The following is a 20,974-nucleotide window of genomic DNA, read 5'->3' as shown; positions in this document are numbered from 1 at the left end:
ACCGCCTTCTGGCCGTTCGATCAGCACCTCCTGGCGGTGCTTGGACATGTCGATCGCTACCAGCACGGCGCCGGTGGGAGTAGAAAAGCGCTTGGTCATGGTTGGCCTCGCTCCAAAGTGTTGTCTCGACAACCTCACTTTAGAGACCTTCTGGCCGGCCATGACCGCCGTGACGGCGCGCTGCGCTACGCAAGGCTTCGCGCGCCGTCAGGCAACGGTCGAGCCTCTTCCCAATGTGCTACGTGGACGCAATCTCCTTCACCGGCTCTGTCACCACGGGCCGCAAGGTCGCAGAGGCCTGTGTCGCATCCGACCGGATGAAGAAGATGCAGCTCGAAATGGGCGGCAAGAACCCGCTTGTCGTGCTCGACGATGCCGATATCGAACTGGCGGTTGGGTGTGCGCTCAATAGCGCCTTCTACCAGACCGGGCAGCGTTGCACCGCAGCGTCCCGGCTGATCGTCACCGACAAGATCCATGACAGCTTCGTAGAGCGCCTGATCGATGCCATGCACGGGCTCGTCGTCGACGATGCGCTCAAGCCGGAAGCAAGCATCGGACCCGTGGTCGACCAGAGGCAGCTCGATCAGGACCTGCGCTATCTCCGCCTTGGTCAGGAGGAAGGCGGCCGGCTTGCGTGCGGCGGTGAGGTTCTCGCGCGGGCCACGCCAGGATTCTATCTATCGCCGGCGCTGTTCACCGAGATCGACCAGACCATGCGGATCGCCCGCGAGGAGGTCTTCGGGCCAGTCGCAGCAGTCATCCGCGTCAAGGACTATGACGCCGCGCTTGCCGCCGCCAACGATACAAGGTTCGGCCTCTCGGCCGGCATCTGCACGACGAGCCTCAAATATGCGAGCCACTTCAAACGCAACGCAGAGGCCGGAACGGTCATGGTCAATCTTCCGACCGCCGGCACGGATTACCACGCGCCCTTCGGTGGCCGCAAAGGTTCGTCCTACGGCCCCCGGGAACAGGGCCGCTACGCGCAGGAATTCTACACGACCGTGAAGACCGCCTACACGCTTCCGGCCTAGCCGCCGGAGGGTGGAGAATCGGCTGGCCGAATCACGGGCATTTTTCCGAAGTCCACTGCGCCGGGATGGCCGACGTCCGGCGCAGGCCGCGACGGGGGCATCGTCAGCACGCCGGTGCGAGCCATTCAGTCTCGACATGGCCTTCGGCTGGTCCCTGCCCGCACCTCGGTTTCGGGGCAGGTCTATCGTTGTGCCCTCTGCCAATTCTTGGTGCCCGCCCCAAACCTTCTCCAAAGCCATGTCATGAAGCCGCGTTGCTTGCTGCGGCTGCGGCCTAATCCACGCCGATACGCTTCGTTGCACGAACGCCCGCACGATCGGCGCATGCAGCATTGGCCATTCTGCAGCGCCCAGTTGACGCTTTCGCTGGCCCATGCCTTGCTGACGGCTGCTTGAGGGAAAAGCAGGGGGCGCAAGACCCCCGGAACATTATCAACGGCCTGTCGGCGGAGGGTATTTATGAACGAACACGACCTGCGAGGTTTGATCGCGGATGTGAAGGAAGGTGGCCTGTCGCGGCGCTCCTTCGTGCAGAAGATGGTGGCGCTGGGACTGAGCGCACCGATCGCAACCCAGATGTTGGCCTGGAACGGCGTCGCGATGGCCCAGTCGGCCGACGACTACAAGCCGACCAAGGCCGGTGGCGGCGGGCCGCTGAAGATCCTGCTCTGGCAGGCACCGACCCTGCTGAACCCGCATTTCGCCAGCGGCACCAAGGACCAGATCGCCTCGCGCGTTTTCTTCGAGCCGCTCGCCGGCTGGGACAAGGACGGCAATCTCGTTCCCCAACTCGCCGCCGAGATCCCGACCAAGGCCAATGGCGGAGTGTCTGCCGACGGCAAGGAAGTGATCTGGAAGCTGAAGCAGGGCGTCAAATGGCATGACGGCAAGCCGTTCACCGCGGATGACGTCGTCTTCACCTGGGAATATGCCGCCGATCCGGCCACCGCCGCCTATACGACCGGCGCCTACAAGGACATCAAGGTCGAGAAGATCGACTCCCACACCGTCAAGATCATCTTCAAGGATCCGACGCCGTTCTGGGCCGATGCCTTCGTCGGCGTCGCCGGCATGATCATCCCGAAGCACCATTTCGGCGAGTACAAGGGCGCCAAGTCGCGCGAAGCCCCGGCCAATCTGAAGCCCGTTGGCACCGGCCCCTACAAGTTCGTCGAGTTCAAGCCCGGCGACCTGCTCACGGGCGAACGAAACCCCGATTATCACGTCAAGAACAAGCCGCATTTCGACACGCTCGAAGTCAAAGGCGGCGGTGACGCGGTCTCGGCGGCGCGTGCCGTGCTGCAGACCGGCGAATACGACTATGCCTGGAACATGCAGGTCGAGGACGAGATCCTCAAGCGCATGGAGACCGGCGGGCGCGGGCGCGTGGTGGTGGTTCCTGGTGGCGACGTCGAGTTCATCATCCTCAACCCCACGGACCCGTGGACCGAGGTCGACGGCGAACGTTCGAGCGTCAAGACCAAGCATCCGACGCTCAGCGATCCGGCGGTGCGCCAGGCGATCAACCTCCTGATCGACCGCGACTCGATCCAGAAGTTCATCTATGGCCGCGGCGGCACGGCGACGGCGAGCTTCGTCAACGAGCCGAAGCAGTTCAAGTCGCCGAAGCTGAAGTATGAATTCAGCGTCGACAAGGCCAACAAGATCCTCGACGACGCCGGCTGGAAGAAGGGCGCCGACGGTATCCGCGAGAAGGATGGCAAGAAGCTCAAATACGTCTTCCAGACCTCGATCAACGCGCCGCGCCAGAAGACCCAGGCGATCATCAAGCAGGCCTGCCAGCGTGCCGGCATCGATCTCGAGCTGAAGTCGGTGACCGCGTCCGTGTTCTTCTCCTCGGACGTCTCCAATCCCGACACCTACACCAAGCTCTACTGCGACATGGAGATGTACACCACGACGCAGCCGCAGCCGGATCCGGAGCGCTTCCTGAACCAGTTCGTGTCCTGGGAAATCGCCAACAAGGAGAACAAGTGGCTCGGCCGCAACGTCTCGCGCTATGGCAGCAAGGAAGCGGATGAGGCCTACAAGGCTGCGCAGAAGGAGTTCGACCCTGTGAAGCGCGCCGCGCTGCTGATCAAGGTCAACGAGATCTTCTGCGAGGCCAACATCATCCTGCCGCTCCTGTCGCGCACGATCGTAGGCGCGTCGGCGAACAACCTCGTGCCCGATATTTCGGGCTGGGAAGTCACGACCTGGAACCTTGCGAGCTGGTACCGCACCTAGCCGTCCAGCGCTCCGGGACCGAATCTGGTCCACCGCTTCGCCGCCCGCTCCCATCCGAATGGGAGCGGGCGGAACTCTGATCATCCTATGACAGGGGGCGGAGGCCGGCTTGATCCGTCGGCGCCATGTATGAAGGCTGCACCGTGCCCGACCTGATCCCGAATTTGCCCGATGTCGTTGCCGAAATCGGCGCATTGTTCGAACGCTACGAGCAAGCCCTGATCGACAAGGATGTGGCTGTGCTGGATGCCGCATTCTGGGACAGTCCGCACACCATCCGATACGCGTTGCACGAGAATGGCTATGGCTTCTCGGAGATCCACGCCCACCGCGTTTCTCGCCCGCCGGGGCCCGGTATCAAGGAAAAGCGGCTGCGGCTGGAGATTCTCACTCTGGGGCGCGACATTGCCACGGTGAACCTGGAGTTCAAGGTCCGCGGGCAGGACATGGTCGGCCGGTAGAGCCAGACCTGGGCGCGCTTCCCCGATCTCGGCTGGAAGGTGATCTCCGCTCACGTATCAACGATGGAGGGGCCGCGCCTCTGGTGAGCAGCCGCGCCCCCTGCTTCGCTTTGACAGTCGAGGCCCCTGCCCCCCTAGTCAGCTTCCAATGGCGCTTGCCCTCAGCGCAGCGAGCGTCCGGCTGTCGACCGCCACGATCTCCTGTCGGAGCTTGGCGTTCTCCCATTTTGCCTGACCGGGGACACGGATGGCATTAGTACCGGGGGCGCGGCGCCCGCTGCTGATGCGCTCCCGCTCGGCTGCGGCGCGGCAAGGCAAGGCCTCAGCGCCGAAAGCGCCCGGATTCAGCGTCAGGAACAGAAACGAGCAGTCATTCGGTTGCGCGGCGTCGCCGTAGAGCGCTTTCACCTCGGCTCCCACGGCACCACCGGACAGGAGCCCGCACAGCATGTCGACCGCCAGTGCGAGGGCAAACCCCTTGGGGCCGCCGGTGGGCAGAAGCAGCCCCCTGATTGCCTCGGCAGGGTCGGTGGTCGGAAGCCCTTCCGACGTTACGGCCCAGTTCGCCGGAATCGGCTCGCCGCGCTGCTGGTGATGGCGAATGCGGCCGAGAGCGCCTTCGCTCATGGCGACATCGACCACCACCGCAGGCTCGTCCGCAGTCGGAATGGCAATCGCGATCGGGTTGTTGCCGACAGCCGGCTCAGCCCCGCCGGGGGCCGGCATCAACGGCCGCGTATTCGACATCGCAATCCCGATCATGCCGGCCTCAGCGGCCTGGGCGGCATAGCGACCGGCAGCGCCGAAATGAAACCCATGACGCACGGCAACCGCGCCGATGCCGAAACTCCGAGCCTTTGCGATAGCCAGGGTCATGGCCTGCTCGGCGGCCAGATGACCGAGCATGTGGCGGCCGTCGAGAACCGCAACGGCGCCATGGTCACTCACGCACAGAGCTTCGTCATGCGGCGAGACCGAGCCCTTGCGCAGGCGTTCGATATAGAGCGGCACATGCATCAGCCCGTGCGAGCTCAGGCCCTGCTGCTCCGCTTCGACCAGGGCTTCCGCAATACGGCTCGCGCCGGCGGGAGAGAGTCCGGCGCCGGCAAAGACAGCGGCAACCTCCGCGACAAGATCGGCAACGCGCATCGGAACGGCGCTTGGTATCTGAGACATCATCAGGCCTGTGACGGTGAAACTCGATCGATCCTAGGAGGGGCTGGATAGCAAAGTATGCACAGCGCGCTCATTTCATCGTGCGAAACGCCGGCGCTTTGAACCATCCCCCCGTCCCGGCCCGCTAGGTTGGGCAGAGGTGAACTGGGCAGCGGCGCATGGCGATAACATATGATCTGGTGAAGGAGGTCACGGCCAATCTCTATGACTGGTCGCTGCGCCGGATCCCGGAGACATCGAAGAGCGCCCTGCGTAATGCGGTCGAGACCGAGACCGTGCCCCATGCACGCAAGACGCTGGCCTTCATGCTCGACAGTGCGGAAACGGCGGAGCGGACCGGGCGCTTCCTGTGCTCGGATGCAGGGGTTCCGAGCTATGCCGTGAAGATCGGATCGGGTGTCCAGATGCGAGGCGACATCCGCCAGGCCATCGTCGATGGCTTCGAGCACCTCGTCCAGACGATCCAGCCGCCGATCCTGCGCTTCGTCACCAATCCGCTGACGAATGAGCGCAGCTACAAGGGCAAGGACATGCCGCTGGTCTCCTATGACCTGCTTGGCGATGTCGACTACATGGATATCACCTGCGCGCCGAAGGCGCTCGGCGGAGGCCGCTGGGCTGCGATCGAGACGCTGGTCAGCCCGAGCCTCGATGAGATCGAACGCTGCATCCTCGAGATGGTCATGCGTGCCGGCGGTCAGCACTGCCCTCCCGTGGTGATCGGCGTCGGCATCGGTGGCACCTTCGACCATGCCGCCAAGCTCTCCAAGGACGCGACGCTGCGGCCATTCGGCCACCATAATCCGGAGCCGATGGTTGCCGATATGGAGGAGCGCCTGACAAGGGCGGTCAACCAGACCGGTTTCGGGCCAATGGGCGTCGGCGGCTCGACCACGACCTTCGGTGTGCATGTCGAGTACGCGTCAGGCCACGGTTTCACCCCTGTCGCAGTCTCCTTCAATTGCTGGATCAACCGGCGGACGCGCGCGAAGATCCACAATTCAGGCGTTGTGGATCGGATCGAATGAGCTCCTTCGACCTGCCCCGCCTGAAGCTGCCGCTGACACCTGCCGCGGCTCGGGCTCTGAAGCTGGGCGATCTCTTCCTGCTCGATGGCGACGCGGTGGCGACAGTCGGCATGCCCACGCAGAAGCGCATGGTGTCCGAGGTGGCGGCCGGTCGCGAGATGCCGACACCGATGCGGGGCAGCGCATTCTTCCATATGGGCGTCAGCTATGACGAAGTGGATGGCAGGCCGGGACGCCTCCATTATGTCAATCCAACGACCTCGAGCCGCTTCAACGGCCTGATGCCTACCTTGATCCGGGAGCTCGGCCTGACCTCCGTCGGCGGCAAGGGCGGATTGTCACGCGAAAGCGCTGACGCCATGCGCGAGGTCGGCTGCGTCTATTTCTCCTTCGTCGGTGGCGCGTCGGCGCTGCTCAGCGAAGGCGTCGAAGAGGTCCTCGACAGCGCCTGGAACGACCTGATCATGCAGTTCCGGCTGAACCGCGTCAGGCTGGGAGGATTCGGACCGGTGACGGTTGCGATCGATGCCCATGGCAACTCCATCTATGAGCGCCTGATGACCTCCGCCCAGGCGCGCCTGCCGGAGATCCTGCAGGCCCTGCGGGCTCCCATCTCCCCCGTCGACGAGCAACACTGATGCAAGCGATCGAGATCACCCGGCCCGGTGGGCCGGAGGTGCTGGCCTTTTGCGAGCGCGCGTCCCCTGCGCTTGGCCCCAATGACGTCCTCATCCGGGTCCGGGCCGCGGCCGTGAACCGCCCGGATGTGCAGCAGCGGCGCGGGCTCTATCCGCCACCGCCCGGCGCGACCGACCTGCCTGGCCTCGACGTTGCAGGCATCGTCGAAGCCGTCGGCGCGGAGGTGGAATGGCCCAGGGCGGGTGACGCAGTCTGCGCGCTCGCCAATGGCGGCGGATATGCCGAGCTCTGCGCCGTGCCCGCGGTTCAGTGCATGCCCATGCCGAAGGGAGCGAGCTTCACCGAAGCTGCGGCACTGCCCGAGGCCTTCTTCACCGCCTGGAACAATGTGATCTGGCTTGGACGGCTCGCGGAAGGTGAAACGCTGCTCGTGCAAGGCGGCACCAGCGGCGTCGGCATGGCAGCGATCCAGATCGCCAAGAGCTTGCGGCAGGCCCGCGTGATCGCAACGGCAGGGACAGCCGCGAAGCTCGACATCTGCCGGGAGATCGGCGCCGATCACGCAGTGAATTATCGCGAGGACTGGGCGGCCGAGATTGTTGCGGCAATCGGCGCAGAGCAGGTCGACGTCGCGCTCGACGCGCAGGCCGGCCCCTACACCGAGAAGCAGCTGCAGCTGCTTGCGCCCGACGGCCGCGTCGTGCTGATCGCCAGCCATCTCGGCCAGATGGCGGAAGTCAATGTCCGCAACATCGTCCGGCGTCGCCTGACCCTGACCGGTTCGACCCTGCGCCCGCGTCCTGCCGCCTATAAGGGGCGGATCGCGTCGGAGCTCGTCGCCCATGTCTGGCCGTTGCTCGAGAGCAGGCGTATTCGCAACCACATCTGCGCAACCTTCGACTGGCGCGATGTACGGGAGGCCCATGCCCTGATGGACGCCGGCGAACAGGTGGGCAAGGTCGTCCTCACGCTCGATGGCTGACACCAGCGTTTGACATCGCTTCGGGCAGCAGGTCTCCTTGGCGTCGAGCAGGCGGGTGCCCCAGCATCACGCATAACAATCCGTCTGGCTGGGACCGCCTCTTGCCCTCGTTCACTCCCGTCCAGTCCGTCGTCAAGGCGCTCGACCTTCTCGCCGAAATCAACCGCAGCGGATTGGCGACGGTTGGCGATCTCCACCGGCGAACCGGCCTGCCCAAGCCGACGATCGTCCGGCTCCTCGAAACGCTCATCGCCACCGGCTATGTCATGCGCGACAGCCGTGTGCGGGGGTATCAGGTGACTTCCGGTGTGAACCGGCTGAGCGCCGGCTTCCACGGTGCGCCGATGGTGATCGAGGCCGCGCGCCCCTGGGCGACGGCCCTTACCCGGCAAATCAAATGGCCCTGCGCCGTCTGTGTCCTCGACTACGACGCCGTGATCGTGCGTTTCAGCACCATTCCCGACAGCCCGATTTCCCCGTTCCACGCAACCCTCGGCCATCGGCTGAGCCTGGGAGGGCGCGCGCTCGGGCGGGCCTATCTCGCATTCTGTCCCGAAGAGGAGCGCACGATCGTGCGCTCTGCAATGCTGGCTTCCCCGGACCCCGAGAACAGCGGCCTCGGCGACGAGGAGTTGGAACGGCTGATCGCCCAGGCACGCTGGCGCGGTTACACCGAGCGCGACCCTGCCGTCGAGCCGCGCACGTCTGCGACGATTGCCGTTCCCATCATGCTGGGCGAGCGCGTGCTCGCGACCTTCGGCGTCACCTTCTTCCGGTCCGTCGTGGCGACGCCCGATGATCGCGCGCGGATCATCCATCCCCTGAAGAAGGCGGCGGCAAGCATCGAGACGCAACTCAAGGCGCTGTCGCAATCAATGGGCGTCGCGTTTCAGGATGAGAAATAGGCCGCCTTCCCAACCTCCGTCGCCAGGAAGCCGCGCATAGTTCCGGGGCACAACCGCGCCGAACGATCGGTTGCCGCTCCGGAGGAACAGCCACCATGTCATTGTATTCTCGCCGCGCGTTCGCGGCGTCGCTCGTCGGCCTCGGTGCTCTGGCGAGCACGCGGGGCGCGCTCGGTCAGAGCTGGCCGGCCCGGCCGGTGACCATCATCGTGCCCTTCCCGGCCGGCGCGGCCACCGATGTCGTGGCCCGCCTGCTCGCGGAGAGGCTCCGCGCAGAGCTGGGGCAAGGTTTCATCGTCGAAAACAAACCTGGTGCCGGCGGAAACCTCGCCGCGGCCAGCGTCGTGCGCGCCGCCCCCGACGGGCATACGCTGTTCGTCTCCTCGTCTGGGCCGCTCGTCACCAACAAGCTGCTCTACAAGACACTCAGCTTCGACCCGCTCGTCGATTTCGAGCCGATCGCCATGATCGGAGATGTGCAGGTTGTGGTGGCGACGCACCCTTCCCTGCCAGTCAAGACACTGTCCGAGCTGATCGCCTACGGCAAAGCCAATCCGGGCAAGCTCACATTCGGAAGCCCGGGCTTCGGCCTGATGGGGCACATCGCCGGCGAACTGATCCAGCGCAAGGGCGGTTTCCAGATGACCCATGTGCCCTATCGCGGTTCTGCGCCGCTTGCGACCGATCTCCTCGCAGGAATCGTCAATGTCGCCGTCGATTTCCTTCCGCCCTATATTCCACATGTGAAATCCGGAGCCATCCGCGCACTCGCAGTCACGGCCGAAGAGCGGGCGCCGCAACTGCCCGATGTGCCGACCCTGTCGGAAGCGGGACTGACGGGAGTCAACGCCTCCTCCTGGTATGCGATCGTTGGTCCCAAGGGCCTTCCCGAGCCGATCTCACGCCGGATCAGCACGATCGTGAACGATTATGTGCTGAGCGCGGAGGGCCGCGCGAAGCTCGATCCGATCGGCGTGCGCTCGCTCGGCGGCGGACCGGACGTCGTCCGGAAAGCCCAGGCGCAGGAAATCGCCAAATGGAGCGAGGTCATCCGCACGGCTGCGATCGCCCTCGACTAAACCTTCGCCGCAAAGAAAAACCCCGGGTGAGCGCTACCGCTCACCCGGGGTTTTTGCATGCTCGGGATCAGACAGCGCCCGGCGAAACGTCGTCGAGATTCAGCAATGCCGCCGCATGTCCGCCGATCATGGTCCTGATGTCCTTCTCCGCGAATTGCAGGTCGAGCAGCCCACCGACGATCTCGCGGTAGCCATCGACCGGGCGTGGCGAACCGAGCAAGCCGAGATCGGAGCACAGCAGGGTGCGTTCGACACCGGCGACCTCGATCAGATGAGCGAGGTCGGACATCTCGTATTTCTTCGAGCGCCCTTCGACGAACATGCAGATCGAGTGCTCCATATAGGCACCGAGCGAAACGAGCTGGCGGATGTCGGCATCCGTGCAGCCCACGATATAGGTCGGGTGGTTGACGATCATCTTGCGGACGCCGCGCGCACGCGCTTCCTCGAACACGAGGTGGAGTTCAGAGGCATGGAGGTGGCCGCCCGCGAGAACGATGTCCCCCTCGGCAATCAGGTCGAGGATCTGCTTGACCGCGTCCGTCACCGTGCCGCTCGCATCGAGTGCGGTGAGCGGCAGCGCATCCAGCATCTTCCCTGCGGTCTTGGGGAAGGTCTTGACGGCGCCTGACGCCAGGACCGCGATATGGTTCGCGGCCGAGAGGGTCGGCAACCAGACGATCTTGCCGCCGATCTTGATGCAATGGTCGACGGCATGCGGATTGAACCCGCCCGAGGCATTGTTCAGCGCCACGCCGGAAAACAGCTTCAAGCCATTGTCGGGGAAGAGCTTCTCCAACATCACGGCATGCGAGGTACCGAGGTAGAAATGGTCCTTGTAGACAAGCGCGCGGAACTTCGCGGAGGCAGCGTCGAGCATGGCCTCATGATGGTCGAGGATGCGCGGCATCGCGGCGGGGCCGCTGTGACAGTGCAGATCGACCGCACCGACGAGCAGATCCGCGACCTGCCGGGCACGGTCGGTTTGGGGGGCCTTGTCGAGAAGCATGCTGAAGTCCTCAGGGCGTTTCGCCGGGCATTGGATAATCTGCGGCGTTGATCACCCAACCGGGCTTTTCCGAGAAATCCATGCGTGGCGGTGAGAAGATGTCGATCATCTGGTTCAGGCCGGGCAGCACCGACCGGGACGTGTGGATCGAAGGCGGCGGGATGACCGTCAGCGACGGAGCCGCCATCAACTCGTGCTCGTCCTCGCGCCAGATCCTCATATCCGGCGTCCAGGGCCAGCGGATATCGTGGATGTAGGCGCCGTCGATGACGAGTGAGCCCTGCTCGAAATCGTCATGGTGATGCGGCGAGAGCTTGGTGATGTCGCGCAGCCCGAGCCGCGGGTCGAGCACGTTCACCATCAGCGTCGTGCAGCGAAAAATCCGGCCGAAGCGGCTCTCGCCCCCCTCGCCTTCCAGGCTGTAGCGCCGCAGTTTCCAGCCACCGCGCGGCTCGGGCCAAGGCTCCAGGAGCGCGACATTGGCGTGCGGTTCGGCATAGGACGAGGCATTGGAACAGGCTGCCGCCAGATCGGTCGCAGCAGTGGAGAAGATCCGGATGACGCGGCCATCACTGGCTGCCGTGACCTCGGAATCTCCGGGCGGCACGAACAGGATGGATGAGCCCGGCGAGGCGAGGCTCTCCCCGCGGGCAGAGAGCGACGCGCCCATGGCAGCGTCCGGCAGGATCACGCAATACTCATCCGGATGGCCGATGCGCGCCAGACTCGCCCCCGCGCGCACCTCCGAATAAGCGACGATGAAATTCTGCCCGCGCGCGATCCAAGTGCGGGCATCGGACCCGGCCTTCTGCGGCTCCTGCGCATAGAAGCGCGCATAATCCGCGCCGGCATAGGACGAAACGGGCGAAGCCTTGGCAGGCGCCCCGGTCGCGAGTTTGGCGCGGGGGTCGGCGGGGTGGAACATCGAGAATCTCTCCAGTTCAGCCGACTGCAGCCTGAGAAGCACGGGTTTTCATCGCCGACATCTCGCTGAACGCGTGGCCGGCCGCCTTCCTCAGGAAGCCCTGGTCGGACGAGACGATGAAGGCGCTTGCACCGCGCTCGGCAAAATCGGCGGCCTCATCGGCGTCGTCGGTCATGACGCAGACCGGCTTGTTCGCCCGTTTCGCTGCGGCGATGATCCTGTCCACCGCATCGCGGACCACAGGCGCGTCCCGTGTCGGCGCACCGAAAGCAACCGTAAGGTCGCCGCGGCCAATGAAGACGGCGTCGAGCCCATCGACGGCGAGGATCGCGTCGATCTCCTCGAGTGCAGCGGGATCCTCGATCATCGCGATGGCGGCCGTGGCGGCGTCGGCCGCATCAACATGGTTCCACATCTTCAAGGCGCCGTAACCGCCGGCCCGGGTCACGCCCGAAAATCCGCGCGCACCGCCCCGATAGCGGCAGGCGGCAGCAAGGATACGGGCCTGCGCGACACTCGAGACATGCGGCGCCAGGACACCGACTGCGCCGCAATCCAGGACCGACAGGATCGCGTCATGCGAAAGCACCGGAACACGCACGACCCCGGCGACCCCGGCGGCCCGGGCCGCGAGAAGCGCCACATCGGTAGAGCCCCTATCGAAGGGGGCATGCTCCTGGTCGATGACGACGAAGTCGAAGCCGACTGCGCCGAGGATCTCGATGGCGTGGCCGGTCGGTGTCTTGATGAAGCTGCCGATCAAGGACTCGCGATCGAGCAAGCGGCGCCGGAAGGAATTGTAGGGCGTGTTCTGCATGGACTCGGCACGGGATCGAGCGGCTGGGATGCGCCATCATCGCATCCGGCACCGGCGCAGCATGGCGATCTCCGCGCATTTCGCATTGTGAAATGGCGTGTGCGGCGCCCGTCGTTTCAAGCAATGAAACGAACAAAGAACCTCGTTGTGGTCGGCCGATGGATCGCCCACCACCACAGACAAATGGGGAGGACCATCACATGCACGCTCGCTTGACCACGGCCTTGGGCTTCACTCTGGCGCTGGCGGTTTCCGCCCAGGCCGGCACACTCGAAAAGGTCCGCGAGCGCGGTCAGCTGCTCTGCGGCGTCAGCCCGGGTGTGGCGGGCTTCTCCGTCCCGGACGAGGCCGGTCGCTGGACCGGATTCGATGTCGACCTGTGCCGGGCCGTCGCCGCCGCCACATTGGGCGACGCAAGCAAGGTCAAGTTCATCCCCCTCAGCCCGAAGGACAGGTTCGTCTCGCTGCAGAGCGGCGAAATCGACGTGCTCTCCCGCCAGGCGACCTGGACGCTCTCGCGCGACACGCAACTCGGTCTGCGCTTCGCCGGGATCAACTACTATGACGGCCAGGGCTTCATGATCCGCAAGTCGCTCAATGCGGGCTCCGCCAAGGAGCTTGGCGGTGCGTCGGTCTGCGTGCCGACCGGTACGACCACGGAACTGAACATCGCCGACTTCTTTCGCGCGAATGGGATGAAGTACGAGTCCGTCAGCTTTGAATCGGGCGATCAGGCCGCCAAGGCCTTCGAGTCGGGACGCTGCGACGTCTTCAGCAACGACGTCTCGGCGCTGTCGGCCTACAGGCTGAAGCTGGTCAACCCGGCAGAATTCGTGATCCTGCCCGAACTGATCTCGAAGGAGCCGCTCGGTCCAGTCGTGAGGCAGGGCGACGAGGCCTGGAACAGCATCGTCCGCTGGTCCTATTTTGCGATGGTTGCTGCGGAAGAGCTTGGCGTCAGCTCGGCCAATGCCGACCAGCTCGCCGCCTCCGGTTCCCCCGAGGTGCGCCGCCTGCTTGGCAGCGAGGGCAAGTTCGGCGAGCCAATGGGCCTGAAGAACGATTGGGCGATGCAGATCGTCAAGCAGGTCGGCAATTACGGCGAATCCCACGACCGCAATGTCGGCGCGGGCTCGCGGCTGGGGATCGCGCGCGGGCTGAACAATCTCTGGAGCAAGGGCGGTCTGCAATATTCGCCGCCGGTACGCTGACCATCCGCGTTGCCGCGCCCACGACGGAGAAAGCTGTGTCGAACCCCACCGTCATCCCGGTTCCGCGTATCGCACGCCTGCAGAACGTCCCGGCGCGCCGCACCCCCGCCCCCATGGAGGGAGCACCGCCGCCGGTGAGCCTGCATCTCAACGAGTCCTCGGAGCCGCCCGCTCCGAGTGTCGTGGCGGCGATGTGCGCCGCCGCCGGCCAGGTGAACCGCTACCCCGATCATGACGGCGCCTCGCTGATCGAAGCGCTGGCTTCGCGCCTTGCCGTACCGCCAGCACAGATCGTGCTGGGGGCCGGCTCGAACGAACTCCTCTTCGCCAGCGCCGAATTGGCCCTCGACGCGGACGACGAGGCGGTGGCGCCGCATCCTGGCTTTCCAGCCTATGCCAAGGGCGCCGCGATGCGCGGCGCAAAGCTCGTATCTGTTCCGAACCGGCGCGATGGCCTCGTCGACGTCGTGGGCACCCTGGGCGCCATCACCGACCGGACACGCCTCGTCTTCGTCGCCTCGCCGCATAACCCGACCGGCGGCATGCTCGACGAGGCCGATGTGGAGCAACTCGTCGCCGGCGTCCCGGATCATGCCCTGCTGCATTTCGACGAGGCCTATTTCGAGTTCGGCCATCATGCCGGCGGGCCCGACGTGCTCGCCATCCTGCGCCGCCGCAGCGGCCCCTGGATCTCGACGCGCACCTTCTCGAAGGCATTCGGTCTTGCCGGCATCCGCGTCGGATACGGCATCGTCGGCTCACCGGCGCTGGCTGATGCCTATCGCAAGATCCGCACCAATTTCAGCGTCAACGCCGTGGCGTTGGCGGGAGCCGAAGCGGCTTTGAAGGAGCCCGCCTATCTCACCGACCTGCTCAGCAGGACCGCGGACGGCCGCGACTGGCTGGCGGACCAGTTGAAGGATCTTGGCTTCGTGGCCTTGCCCAGCGCGGCGAATTTCCTGGCGGTCCTCACGCCCGCACCGGCCGCCGAATTCTTCTCGGCGCTGAAGGCGGCAAACATCCACATCATGATGTTCGATGTCCCCGGTACACAAGGAGCCCTGCGCATTTCGATCGGCGCAAGGGATGAGATGGCTGCCCTGGTCGCGGTGCTGAAGCGGGCCGTCGGCTGACCAAACGCAGGCGTTTCATTGTTCCTGGCGGCGCCCGGCAGGCGCCGCTTCGTGCTGCAGCGCTCCGGCGAGAGCCGACGCGAGGATGGCGCCTCCGCCAAAGGCCATTACGGCACCTTCTTCGGCCACCGCGATGCTGTCCTGGGACAAACACATGCTGCTCCGCCCCACGTCGCGGAGCGTCAACCGGGAGCTTGACTAGCCGCGGCCTCACGCCGTCGGCAGCGACAACAGACCCCGCGCCTCTGCGACCGACGCCACGTGGCGGTCATAGCTGCCTGCCATCTCGGCGATGCGCTTCACGAGGGCGGCATTGGACGGCGCGAGCGTGTCGCGATCGAGGCGGACATTGTCCTCCAGCCCGGTCCGGCAGTGACCGCCGAGTTCGAGTGACCAGCGGTTCAGCGTGATCTGGTCGCGCCCGATTCCGGCGCCCGTCCAGGTCGCGTCGGGCGCCAGCCGCTTCAATGTCGCGATGTAGAACTCGAACGCAGCGCGATCGACCGGCATCGCGTTCTTCACGCCCATCACGAACTGGACATGCAGGGGCCCCTTGATCGCGCCCGCGATACCCATCTCGGCAGCCTTGAAGATCATCGAGAGATCGAAGGCTTCGATCTCGGGCTTGACGCCGTGAGTCAGCATCTCCGCCGCCAGCCAGTCGACGAGATCCGGGCTGTTCTCATAGACCCGCGTCGGAAAATTGCATGAGCCTGTCGAAAGTGAGCACATGTCCGGCTTGAGCGGGATCATGCCCTCGCGTTCCCTGCCCGCCCCAGAGCGCCCTCCGGTGGAGAGCTGCACGATGATGCCCGGGCAATGTTTGCGCAGCCCCTCGAGCAGGCGGCCAAAGCGCTCAGGGTCGGAGGTCGGCGTGCCCTCGTCGGTGCGGACATGGCAATGCGCCAGCGTCGCCCCCGCCTCGAAGGCCTCCTGCGTCGACTCGACCTGCTCGGCAATCGTGATCGGAACGGCGGGATTGTCGCGCTTGGTCGGCAGCGAGCCGGTGATCGCGACAGTGATGATGCAGGGTGTGGTCATGGCAGCGCCTTCATGCATGGGTGGGCGCAGGCACGGTGATCGGACGGGACAGGCGCGCCTGCGCGGTCAGGCGGATGCCCGCATTGGCCGCACCATAGCCACCATAGCCATTGCGCTGGACGATCTCGAAGAACAACCCGCCATCGAGCGTCGCGGTATAGGCCTGCCAGAAATCGCCGCCGGCATCGCGGTCGTAGAGAATGTTGAGCGCCTTTAGCGCATCGATCTCCTCGGGAGGCAGATCGGACCGCGCTTCGAGGTCATCGTAATAGTTCTCCGGAATCGGCAGCATGGCGACGCCATTGGCCACCAACCGTTCGACGGTCGCCCGAATATCATTCGTGGCGAAGGCGATATGTTGCACGCCGGAGCCGAAGAAATCGGTGATGAAGCGGGCCGACAGCGTCCGGTGGCTTTGCGAGCCGTTGAGAATGAGTCTCAGGCCATGGCCGGCCTGACCATCCAGCCCGCTCTCGATGACCTGGCTCTGGACGACGCCCCCTGGATCGATCACCGCCTGGCTCGGCGTCTTCGTTGTCTTGAACAGCGACGAGTAGAACAGCAGCCAGGTCAGCATTTCCTCATACTGCATGCTCTGCGAGATGTGATCGACCCCCACCAATCCGGCGCTTGAGCCATTCGCGCCGGTGGGCTCGAAATCCACCTCCGACCAGCGTCCAAGGGCGGAAGACTGATCCAGGAAATAGAGCAGGCTGCCGCCAAGGCCGCGCACGGCCGGGATGTCGAGTTCGCCTGGCCCGACCGCGCCGGCATGAGGCACATCGAGCAGGGCCGTCGCGCGTTCTGTGGCCGCGCCCGCATCTGCAACCCTCAGCGCGATCGCGCAGACCGAGGTCCCATGCGTGATCTGGTAGCTATGGGCGAAACCGTCGATATCGCTGTTGAGCACGATGCGGATATCGCCCTGGCTCCAGAGATCGACATCCTTGGAGCGATGCGCGCCGACGCGGCTGAATCCGAGCGCGCTCAGAAGGCTCTGGAAGCCCGGCCGCTCGGCCTCGGCGATGGCGAACTCGATGAACTCGACCGCTTCGACAGGCTCAGGCGCCGGCATTGCGACCGCGCCGGGCACCGGCCGGCCGAGCTCCCGTGCCGTCTCGTCGAGCAGCCAGAGCAACGACCGATGGCCGTCGAGCGCCACCGAGCGGGCAGAGCCGGCCCGGAATCGGTCGTTGAAGATCTCGAGCGACAGGACGCCGTCATAGCCAGTCGACGCGAGCGCCCTCATGAAGGCAGCAAGATCGAGATCGCCCTGCCCCGGCAGGCAGCGCCAGTGGCGGCTCCAGGAGAGATGATCCATCTGCAGCTTGGGGGCATCCGCCATCTGCACCATGAAGATCCGGTCGCGCGGGATGGTGCCGATGCTGGCGGGATCGAGCCCGCGCGAGAGGATGTGGAAGCTGTCGAGGATGATGCCGACATTGTCGCGGCCGGCCCGGCGCACGATTTCCCAGGCATCGCGATAGTCGACGACATGACGCCCCCAGGCCAGCGCCTCATAGCCGACGCGCAACCCTCGTTTGGCGGCCCGCTCGCCAAGCTCGGCGAAATCGCCGGCGAGCCTGTCGATGCCGCTCAAGCCCTCGGGCGAGACACTCGAGCAGACGAAGAGCAGGTCGGTCCCAAGCTCCTGCAGGAGGTCGAATTTCCGTTCCGCCCGGTCGAATGTCCGCCCCCGCCGCGCATCGGGCATGCCTTCGAAATCGCGAAACGGCTGGCAGGTCACGATCGCGAGCCCGAGATCGCCGCAGATCCGGCGCACCTCTGTCGGCGAGCCCGGGAAGGCGATCAGGTCGTTCTCAAAGATCTCGACGGCACGAAAACCGGCAGCCGAAATGGCCTCGAGCTTCTCCTGAAGCGTACCGGAGACGCAGACGGTGGCGATGGAAGGGATCATGAGCGCGTCTCCTCGTAGCCGAGCTGTGCGACCGAGCGCAGGTCCTCCGATGTCGTGGTGGGGAATCCGAAGAACTCGAGATAGGCCGGGATCTGCTCGAACAACATGTCGACACCGATCTGGAATGCGCAGCCGCGGGCGCGAACAGCGGCCAGGAAGGGAGTGATCTCCTGCTTCATCACCACTTCCCCGACAAAGGCCGAAGGCGCGATGCGCGCGACATCCATCGGCAAGGGATCGCCTGCCTTCATGCCGAGCGGCGTCGCATTGACCAGGATCGCGAACCCGGCCGGATCGTTCGAGCCGACAGTGACGACCAGTTGCGGATAGTGCTTGCGAAGCCTGTCAGCGAGGCCGTTCGCCAGAGGCGCATGGGTATCGAACAGGCCGAGTGCCGCGACGCCTGCCTTGGCGAGCGAGGCGGCGATGGCCGAGCCGACGCCGCCGGCGCCGACGACGAGCGCACGCGCGCCCTTGAGCACACGGCCCTTGCCCAGCACACCGCGCACGAAGCCCTCGCCGTCGAACATGTCGCCGACCAGCCGGCCATCGACATCAAGCCGCACGGCATTGCAGGCTCCTGCAATCGCGGCCGTGGTTTGCACCTCGTCGACCAGCGCGGTCGTCGTCACCTTGTGCGGCATGGTGATAAGGGCGCCGTGAGCGTTGGAGAGCCTGAAGAAGAGCCTGAGGAAAGCCGGATAGTCATCCGCCTTGCAGCCCATCGGCACCACGACGGCGTCCATCCCTTCTCGCTCGAAATACGGGTTGTAGATCATCGGCGCCTTGAAGCTCTCGGTCGGATAGCCGAGATGGGCGATGAGTTTCGTCGTGCCGCGGATCATGACGAACTGGCCTTCCTAGGTGTTGATCTCGGCAGCGACGCTGACGGCTGCGCCCGACCGGGCGCTGGCCAGGATCGCATCCAGCGTCACCGCGATATCGATGGATTCCGCCAGGGTCGCGCCGGTCCAGTGCTCGGGTCCTTGCCGCACCAGCCGCTCGAACGACTCCGCTTCCGCGAGGAACCCATTGCCGGGCGCAACCTCGATGGTCTCGGGAGCGGTCTGGACGGTCGTACCACGCCGGATCGTGAGCACCGGCGGCCCCCCGAGTGGGGGATGGTTGAGATAGGTCGTCTCGATCGTTCCGGCATCTCCTGCGATCAGGGCGTGGCGGTGATAGGCCGTGGCAAAGCTGCACGAGATCTGCGCAAGCGCTCCGCTCGGAAATTCCAGCGTGGCCGCAACGCTGCGATCGACGCCGGTTTCGCTCCAGCGCGCCGTCGCGCTGACGCGCTCGGGCCGCGCGCCTGCGACGAGAAGCGCCAGGCTGACGGCATAGCTGCCCGCGTCGAGAAGGGCGCCACCGCCGACTTCGGGCTTCAGGCGGATATTCGCCGGGTCGGAGAAGGCGACGCCAAAACTCGATCGGATGAGCTGAACCTTGCCGATCGCGCCCGCGTTGAGCAATTCGCGCAGTTTCAGCGTCTGGGCTTGTGCGCGGTAGGGATAGGCCTCGACGAGATGGCGTCCGTGCTGGCGCGCAGCAGCGGCCATGGCGCGGACCTCGGTCGCATTCATCGCCAGCGGCTTCTCGCAGAGCACATGCTTGCCGGCTTGCATGGCCCGGATCGACCATTCCGCATGGAGCGAGTTCGGCAGCGGATTGTAGATCGCGTCGATCTCCGGATCGGCCAGCAAGGCTTCATAGGAGCCATGAAAATGCGGAATGCCGCATTCCATCGCAAAGCGTTCGGCCTTCCCGGCATCGCGGCTGGCGACGGCAGCGACCGTGACAGTCCTCGACGGCGCGACACCACTCGCAAAGCTGCGTGCGATATTCGCCGCACCGAGGACACCGAGACGCAGTGGCATCGATTGCAGATCGGCCATGCCGGCCTCCTCCTCAGTGATTGTGCAGGATCTCGCCGAGGAACTGCCGGGTGCGCTCGTGGCGCGGATTGGTGAAGAACGCAGCCGGCGGCGCTTCTTCGACGATCGCACCGCTCGCCATGAAGATCACGCGGTCGGCGACCTGGCGCGCAAACCCCATCTCGTGGGTGACGCAGATCATCGTCATGCCCTCCTCGGCGAGCCCGATCATGGTGTCGAGCACCTCCTTGACCATTTCCGGGTCGAGCGCCGAGGTCGGCTCGTCGAACAGCATGACCTTCGGCTGCATGCACAGGGCCCGCGCGATCGCGACGCGCTGCTGCTGTCCGCCGGAGAGCTGGGCCGGATATTTTTCCGCCTGTTCGGCGATCTTGACCCGGCCGAGCAGGCGTCTTGCCGTGGCTTCGGCCTGCGCCTTGCTGGCGCGAAGCGAACGCATCGGCGCCAGCATGCAGTTCTCCAGCACCGTCAGATGCGGAAACAGGTTGAAATGCTGAAACACCATTCCAACCTCGCGGCGAACGGCATCGATGATCCTGGAATCATCGCTGAGAACCGTCCCACCGACACGGATCTCGCCCTTCTGGTAGGGTTCGAGATGGTTGATGCAACGGATCAGGGTCGATTTTCCCGAACCTGACGGCCCGCACAGGACGATCTTCTCGCCCTGGCGGACCGACAGGTTGATGTCGGTCAAGGCCTTGAACTCGCCGTACCATTTCTCGACGCCCGCCATTTTGATCATGGCGTCAGTCCCTTGAATGGTTGCAGTCGCGGACTGGCTGTTCATGGCCTCTGCTCCGTTTTGTCCTGCCGCGCTCAGCTTGCGGAGAAGGAGATGCCTTCGAGGCTGTCGGGGAACTTGTGGACGGGAACCTTCATCCACTTGTCGTAGACTTTCTGGAGCTCGCCATTGGCCCTGATCTTGTCGATGAAGGCGTTGAGGGCGGCGTTGATCTCCTTCTCGCCCTGCCGGGTGCAGGCGCCGTTGTAGAGGTTCTGGAATTCGAGTTTGTTTTCGAATTCGCCCGGCCGGGCCTGCTCGATACGCTGGATGTAGAAGATGTTACCGCCGAGCGCCTGGACCTGGCCCGAGACCAGCGCCTGGATGCTGGGGGCATCACCGTCGTAGCGCCGGATCGTCGTGCTGGCCGGCGCGTTCTTGGTGACCTGGGTATCCTGGGCTGCGCCCTTGGCCACGCCAATGGTGAACTTCGCCATGTCCTCGTTGGTCTTGATCACCGCCGATTTCGGCCCGATCAGCACGATCGTGTTGGCGACATAGGGCTTGCTGAACTGCACCACCTTGGCCCGTTCGGGCAGCATCGCCATCGTCGCAAACAGCACATCGACGCGCCCCGTGGTCAGGGCCGGGATGCGGTTATTGACCTCGAGCGGCACGAACTCGACGGGGACGCCGAGCTCCTTGCCGAAGAGCGCCGCGATATCGGCATCCAGCTCCAGCCCATCC

19 protein-coding genes and 2 pseudogenes are annotated in these 20,974 nt (G+C 65.1%); 10 read left to right on the top strand and 11 right to left on the bottom strand.

All coding sequences use genetic code 11. The features are described 5' to 3' along the window. Positions 1-242 precede the first annotated feature (242 nt). The 3 genes and pseudogenes from AC1DW9_RS34125 to AC1DW9_RS34115 all read left to right on the top strand — a co-directional run. Positions 243-1,037, top strand: a pseudogene (locus tag AC1DW9_RS34125) (aldehyde dehydrogenase family protein); the annotation flags it as partial. Positions 1,038-1,496: 459 nt separating this feature from the next. Next, positions 1,497-3,284 (top strand): peptide ABC transporter substrate-binding protein, encoded by a 1,788-nt coding sequence (locus AC1DW9_RS34120; protein WP_441508036.1) that lies wholly within the window; start codon positions 1,497-1,499, stop codon positions 3,282-3,284. Between the two features lie 125 nt (positions 3,285-3,409). After that, a pseudogene (locus AC1DW9_RS34115) lies at positions 3,410-3,832 on the top strand (AtzH-like domain-containing protein). Between the two features lie 51 nt (positions 3,833-3,883). Here the strand turns inward: AC1DW9_RS34115 and AC1DW9_RS34110 are convergent. Then, positions 3,884-4,894: an Ldh family oxidoreductase gene (locus AC1DW9_RS34110; RefSeq protein ID WP_441508035.1), complete on the bottom strand. Its 1,011-nt coding sequence runs from the start codon at positions 4,892-4,894 to the stop codon at positions 3,884-3,886. Between the two features lie 185 nt (positions 4,895-5,079). Here AC1DW9_RS34110 and AC1DW9_RS34105 point away from each other — a divergent pair, with 185 nt between their 5' ends. From AC1DW9_RS34105 to AC1DW9_RS34085, 5 genes are all read left to right on the top strand, one after another. Continuing rightward, positions 5,080-5,949, top strand: a complete 870-nt coding sequence (locus AC1DW9_RS34105) for a fumarate hydratase (RefSeq protein WP_441508034.1) — start codon at positions 5,080-5,082, stop codon at positions 5,947-5,949. After that, a complete protein-coding gene (locus AC1DW9_RS34100; RefSeq protein ID WP_441508033.1) occupies positions 5,946-6,587 on the top strand; it encodes a fumarate hydratase C-terminal domain-containing protein in 642 nt (213 codons plus the stop codon). Before AC1DW9_RS34105 ends, AC1DW9_RS34100 begins: the two co-directional genes overlap by 4 nt. Beyond that, the gene (locus tag AC1DW9_RS34095; RefSeq protein ID WP_441508032.1) at positions 6,587-7,570 is read left to right on the top strand and encodes an NAD(P)H-quinone oxidoreductase; all 984 of its coding nucleotides are present in this window, start codon (positions 6,587-6,589) and stop codon (positions 7,568-7,570) included. Before AC1DW9_RS34100 ends, AC1DW9_RS34095 begins: the two co-directional genes overlap by 1 nt. Before the next feature lie 101 nt (positions 7,571-7,671). Then, positions 7,672-8,475 carry a DNA-binding transcriptional regulator gene (locus AC1DW9_RS34090; protein WP_162767941.1) on the top strand — a complete coding sequence of 268 codons (804 nt, stop codon included), beginning with the start codon at positions 7,672-7,674 and terminating at the stop codon, positions 8,473-8,475. 95 nt (positions 8,476-8,570) lie between these two features. Further along, complete coding sequence (locus AC1DW9_RS34085; RefSeq protein WP_441478970.1) at positions 8,571-9,554, top strand: Bug family tripartite tricarboxylate transporter substrate binding protein; 984 nt, start codon at positions 8,571-8,573, stop codon at positions 9,552-9,554. Positions 9,555-9,621: 67 nt separating this feature from the next. Here the strand turns inward: AC1DW9_RS34085 and AC1DW9_RS34080 are convergent, their stop codons facing one another. Genes AC1DW9_RS34080 through AC1DW9_RS34070 form a run of 3 tightly spaced genes read right to left on the bottom strand, consistent with a single transcriptional unit; the run spans position 9,622 to position 12,305 of the window. Next, positions 9,622-10,563: a DUF6282 family protein gene (locus AC1DW9_RS34080; protein WP_441508031.1), complete on the bottom strand. Its 942-nt coding sequence runs from the start codon at positions 10,561-10,563 to the stop codon at positions 9,622-9,624. 10 nt (positions 10,564-10,573) lie between these two features. Next, a complete protein-coding gene (locus AC1DW9_RS34075; protein WP_476776343.1) occupies positions 10,574-11,488 on the bottom strand; it encodes a cupin domain-containing protein in 915 nt (304 codons plus the stop codon). A gap of 16 nt (positions 11,489-11,504) precedes the next feature. Then, entirely contained in the window at positions 11,505-12,305 is an 801-nt protein-coding gene (locus AC1DW9_RS34070) for an HpcH/HpaI aldolase family protein (protein ID WP_441508029.1), read from the bottom strand. A gap of 200 nt (positions 12,306-12,505) precedes the next feature. Between AC1DW9_RS34070 and AC1DW9_RS34065 the strand changes: the two genes are divergently transcribed. Together AC1DW9_RS34065 and AC1DW9_RS34060 are read left to right on the top strand one after the other, a co-directional pair. After that, on the top strand, positions 12,506-13,516 hold the full coding sequence (locus tag AC1DW9_RS34065; RefSeq protein WP_441489923.1) for an amino acid ABC transporter substrate-binding protein: 1,011 nt from the start codon (positions 12,506-12,508) through the stop codon (positions 13,514-13,516). A gap of 35 nt (positions 13,517-13,551) precedes the next feature. Next, positions 13,552-14,649, top strand: coding sequence for a pyridoxal phosphate-dependent aminotransferase (locus tag AC1DW9_RS34060; RefSeq protein WP_441508028.1), 1,098 nt, complete (start codon positions 13,552-13,554; stop codon positions 14,647-14,649). Between the two features lie 15 nt (positions 14,650-14,664). Here the strand turns inward: AC1DW9_RS34060 and AC1DW9_RS34055 are convergent, their stop codons facing one another. The 7 genes from AC1DW9_RS34055 to AC1DW9_RS34025 form a co-directional block, all read right to left on the bottom strand. After that, positions 14,665-14,805: a hypothetical protein gene (locus AC1DW9_RS34055; RefSeq protein WP_441508027.1), complete on the bottom strand. Its 141-nt coding sequence runs from the start codon at positions 14,803-14,805 to the stop codon at positions 14,665-14,667. Positions 14,806-14,859: 54 nt separating this feature from the next. Beyond that, positions 14,860-15,690 carry a 3-oxoadipate:acetyl-CoA acetyltransferase gene (locus AC1DW9_RS34050; protein ID WP_476776342.1) on the bottom strand — a complete coding sequence of 277 codons (831 nt, stop codon included), beginning with the start codon at positions 15,688-15,690 and terminating at the stop codon, positions 14,860-14,862. A 10-nt stretch (positions 15,691-15,700) separates the two neighbouring features. Further along, positions 15,701-17,608, bottom strand: coding sequence for a bifunctional sugar phosphate isomerase/epimerase/4-hydroxyphenylpyruvate dioxygenase family protein (locus AC1DW9_RS34045; protein ID WP_441508025.1), 1,908 nt, complete (start codon positions 17,606-17,608; stop codon positions 15,701-15,703). Continuing rightward, positions 17,605-18,453 carry a shikimate dehydrogenase family protein gene (locus AC1DW9_RS34040; RefSeq protein ID WP_441508024.1) on the bottom strand — a complete coding sequence of 283 codons (849 nt, stop codon included), beginning with the start codon at positions 18,451-18,453 and terminating at the stop codon, positions 17,605-17,607. Before AC1DW9_RS34040 ends, AC1DW9_RS34045 begins: the two co-directional genes overlap by 4 nt. 15 nt (positions 18,454-18,468) lie before the next feature. Beyond that, positions 18,469-19,503, bottom strand: coding sequence for a Gfo/Idh/MocA family protein (locus tag AC1DW9_RS34035; RefSeq protein WP_441508023.1), 1,035 nt, complete (start codon positions 19,501-19,503; stop codon positions 18,469-18,471). A 13-nt stretch (positions 19,504-19,516) separates the two neighbouring features. Further along, a complete protein-coding gene (locus tag AC1DW9_RS34030; protein WP_069880472.1) occupies positions 19,517-20,248 on the bottom strand; it encodes an amino acid ABC transporter ATP-binding protein in 732 nt (243 codons plus the stop codon). A 74-nt stretch (positions 20,249-20,322) separates the two neighbouring features. Continuing rightward, positions 20,323-20,974 (bottom strand): transporter substrate-binding domain-containing protein (locus tag AC1DW9_RS34025; RefSeq protein ID WP_476855327.1); only part of this gene is annotated, 652 nt, incomplete at its 5' end.

This window comes from Allobosea sp. P4_E12 (genome assembly GCF_056401655.1).
This window is presented reverse-complemented; position numbering and strand designations above follow the sequence as displayed.

Excerpts from the sequence above, each read along its gene's own strand:
- AC1DW9_RS34120 (WP_441508036.1), top strand. The coding sequence starts at position 1,497 with ATGAACGAACACGACCTGCGAGGTTTGATCGCGGATGTGAAGGAAGGT.
- AC1DW9_RS34110 (WP_441508035.1), bottom strand. The coding sequence starts at position 4,894 with ATGCGCGTTGCCGATCTTGTCGCGGAGGTTGCCGCTGTCTTTGCCGGC.
- AC1DW9_RS34105 (WP_441508034.1), top strand. The coding sequence starts at position 5,080 with ATGGCGATAACATATGATCTGGTGAAGGAGGTCACGGCCAATCTCTAT.
- AC1DW9_RS34100 (WP_441508033.1), top strand. The coding sequence starts at position 5,946 with ATGAGCTCCTTCGACCTGCCCCGCCTGAAGCTGCCGCTGACACCTGCC.
- AC1DW9_RS34095 (WP_441508032.1), top strand. The coding sequence starts at position 6,587 with ATGCAAGCGATCGAGATCACCCGGCCCGGTGGGCCGGAGGTGCTGGCC.
- AC1DW9_RS34085 (WP_441478970.1), top strand. The coding sequence starts at position 8,571 with ATGTCATTGTATTCTCGCCGCGCGTTCGCGGCGTCGCTCGTCGGCCTC.
- AC1DW9_RS34080 (WP_441508031.1), bottom strand. The coding sequence starts at position 10,563 with ATGCTTCTCGACAAGGCCCCCCAAACCGACCGTGCCCGGCAGGTCGCG.
- AC1DW9_RS34075 (WP_476776343.1), bottom strand. The coding sequence starts at position 11,488 with ATGTTCCACCCCGCCGACCCCCGCGCCAAACTCGCGACCGGGGCGCCT.
- AC1DW9_RS34070 (WP_441508029.1), bottom strand. The coding sequence starts at position 12,305 with ATGCAGAACACGCCCTACAATTCCTTCCGGCGCCGCTTGCTCGATCGC.
- AC1DW9_RS34065 (WP_441489923.1), top strand. The coding sequence starts at position 12,506 with ATGCACGCTCGCTTGACCACGGCCTTGGGCTTCACTCTGGCGCTGGCG.
- AC1DW9_RS34055 (WP_441508027.1), bottom strand. The coding sequence starts at position 14,805 with ATGTGTTTGTCCCAGGACAGCATCGCGGTGGCCGAAGAAGGTGCCGTA.
- AC1DW9_RS34050 (WP_476776342.1), bottom strand. The coding sequence starts at position 15,690 with ATGACCACACCCTGCATCATCACTGTCGCGATCACCGGCTCGCTGCCG.
- AC1DW9_RS34045 (WP_441508025.1), bottom strand. The coding sequence starts at position 17,608 with ATGATCCCTTCCATCGCCACCGTCTGCGTCTCCGGTACGCTTCAGGAG.
- AC1DW9_RS34040 (WP_441508024.1), bottom strand. The coding sequence starts at position 18,453 with ATGATCCGCGGCACGACGAAACTCATCGCCCATCTCGGCTATCCGACC.
- AC1DW9_RS34035 (WP_441508023.1), bottom strand. The coding sequence starts at position 19,503 with ATGGCCGATCTGCAATCGATGCCACTGCGTCTCGGTGTCCTCGGTGCG.
- AC1DW9_RS34030 (WP_069880472.1), bottom strand. The coding sequence starts at position 20,248 with ATGATCAAAATGGCGGGCGTCGAGAAATGGTACGGCGAGTTCAAGGCC.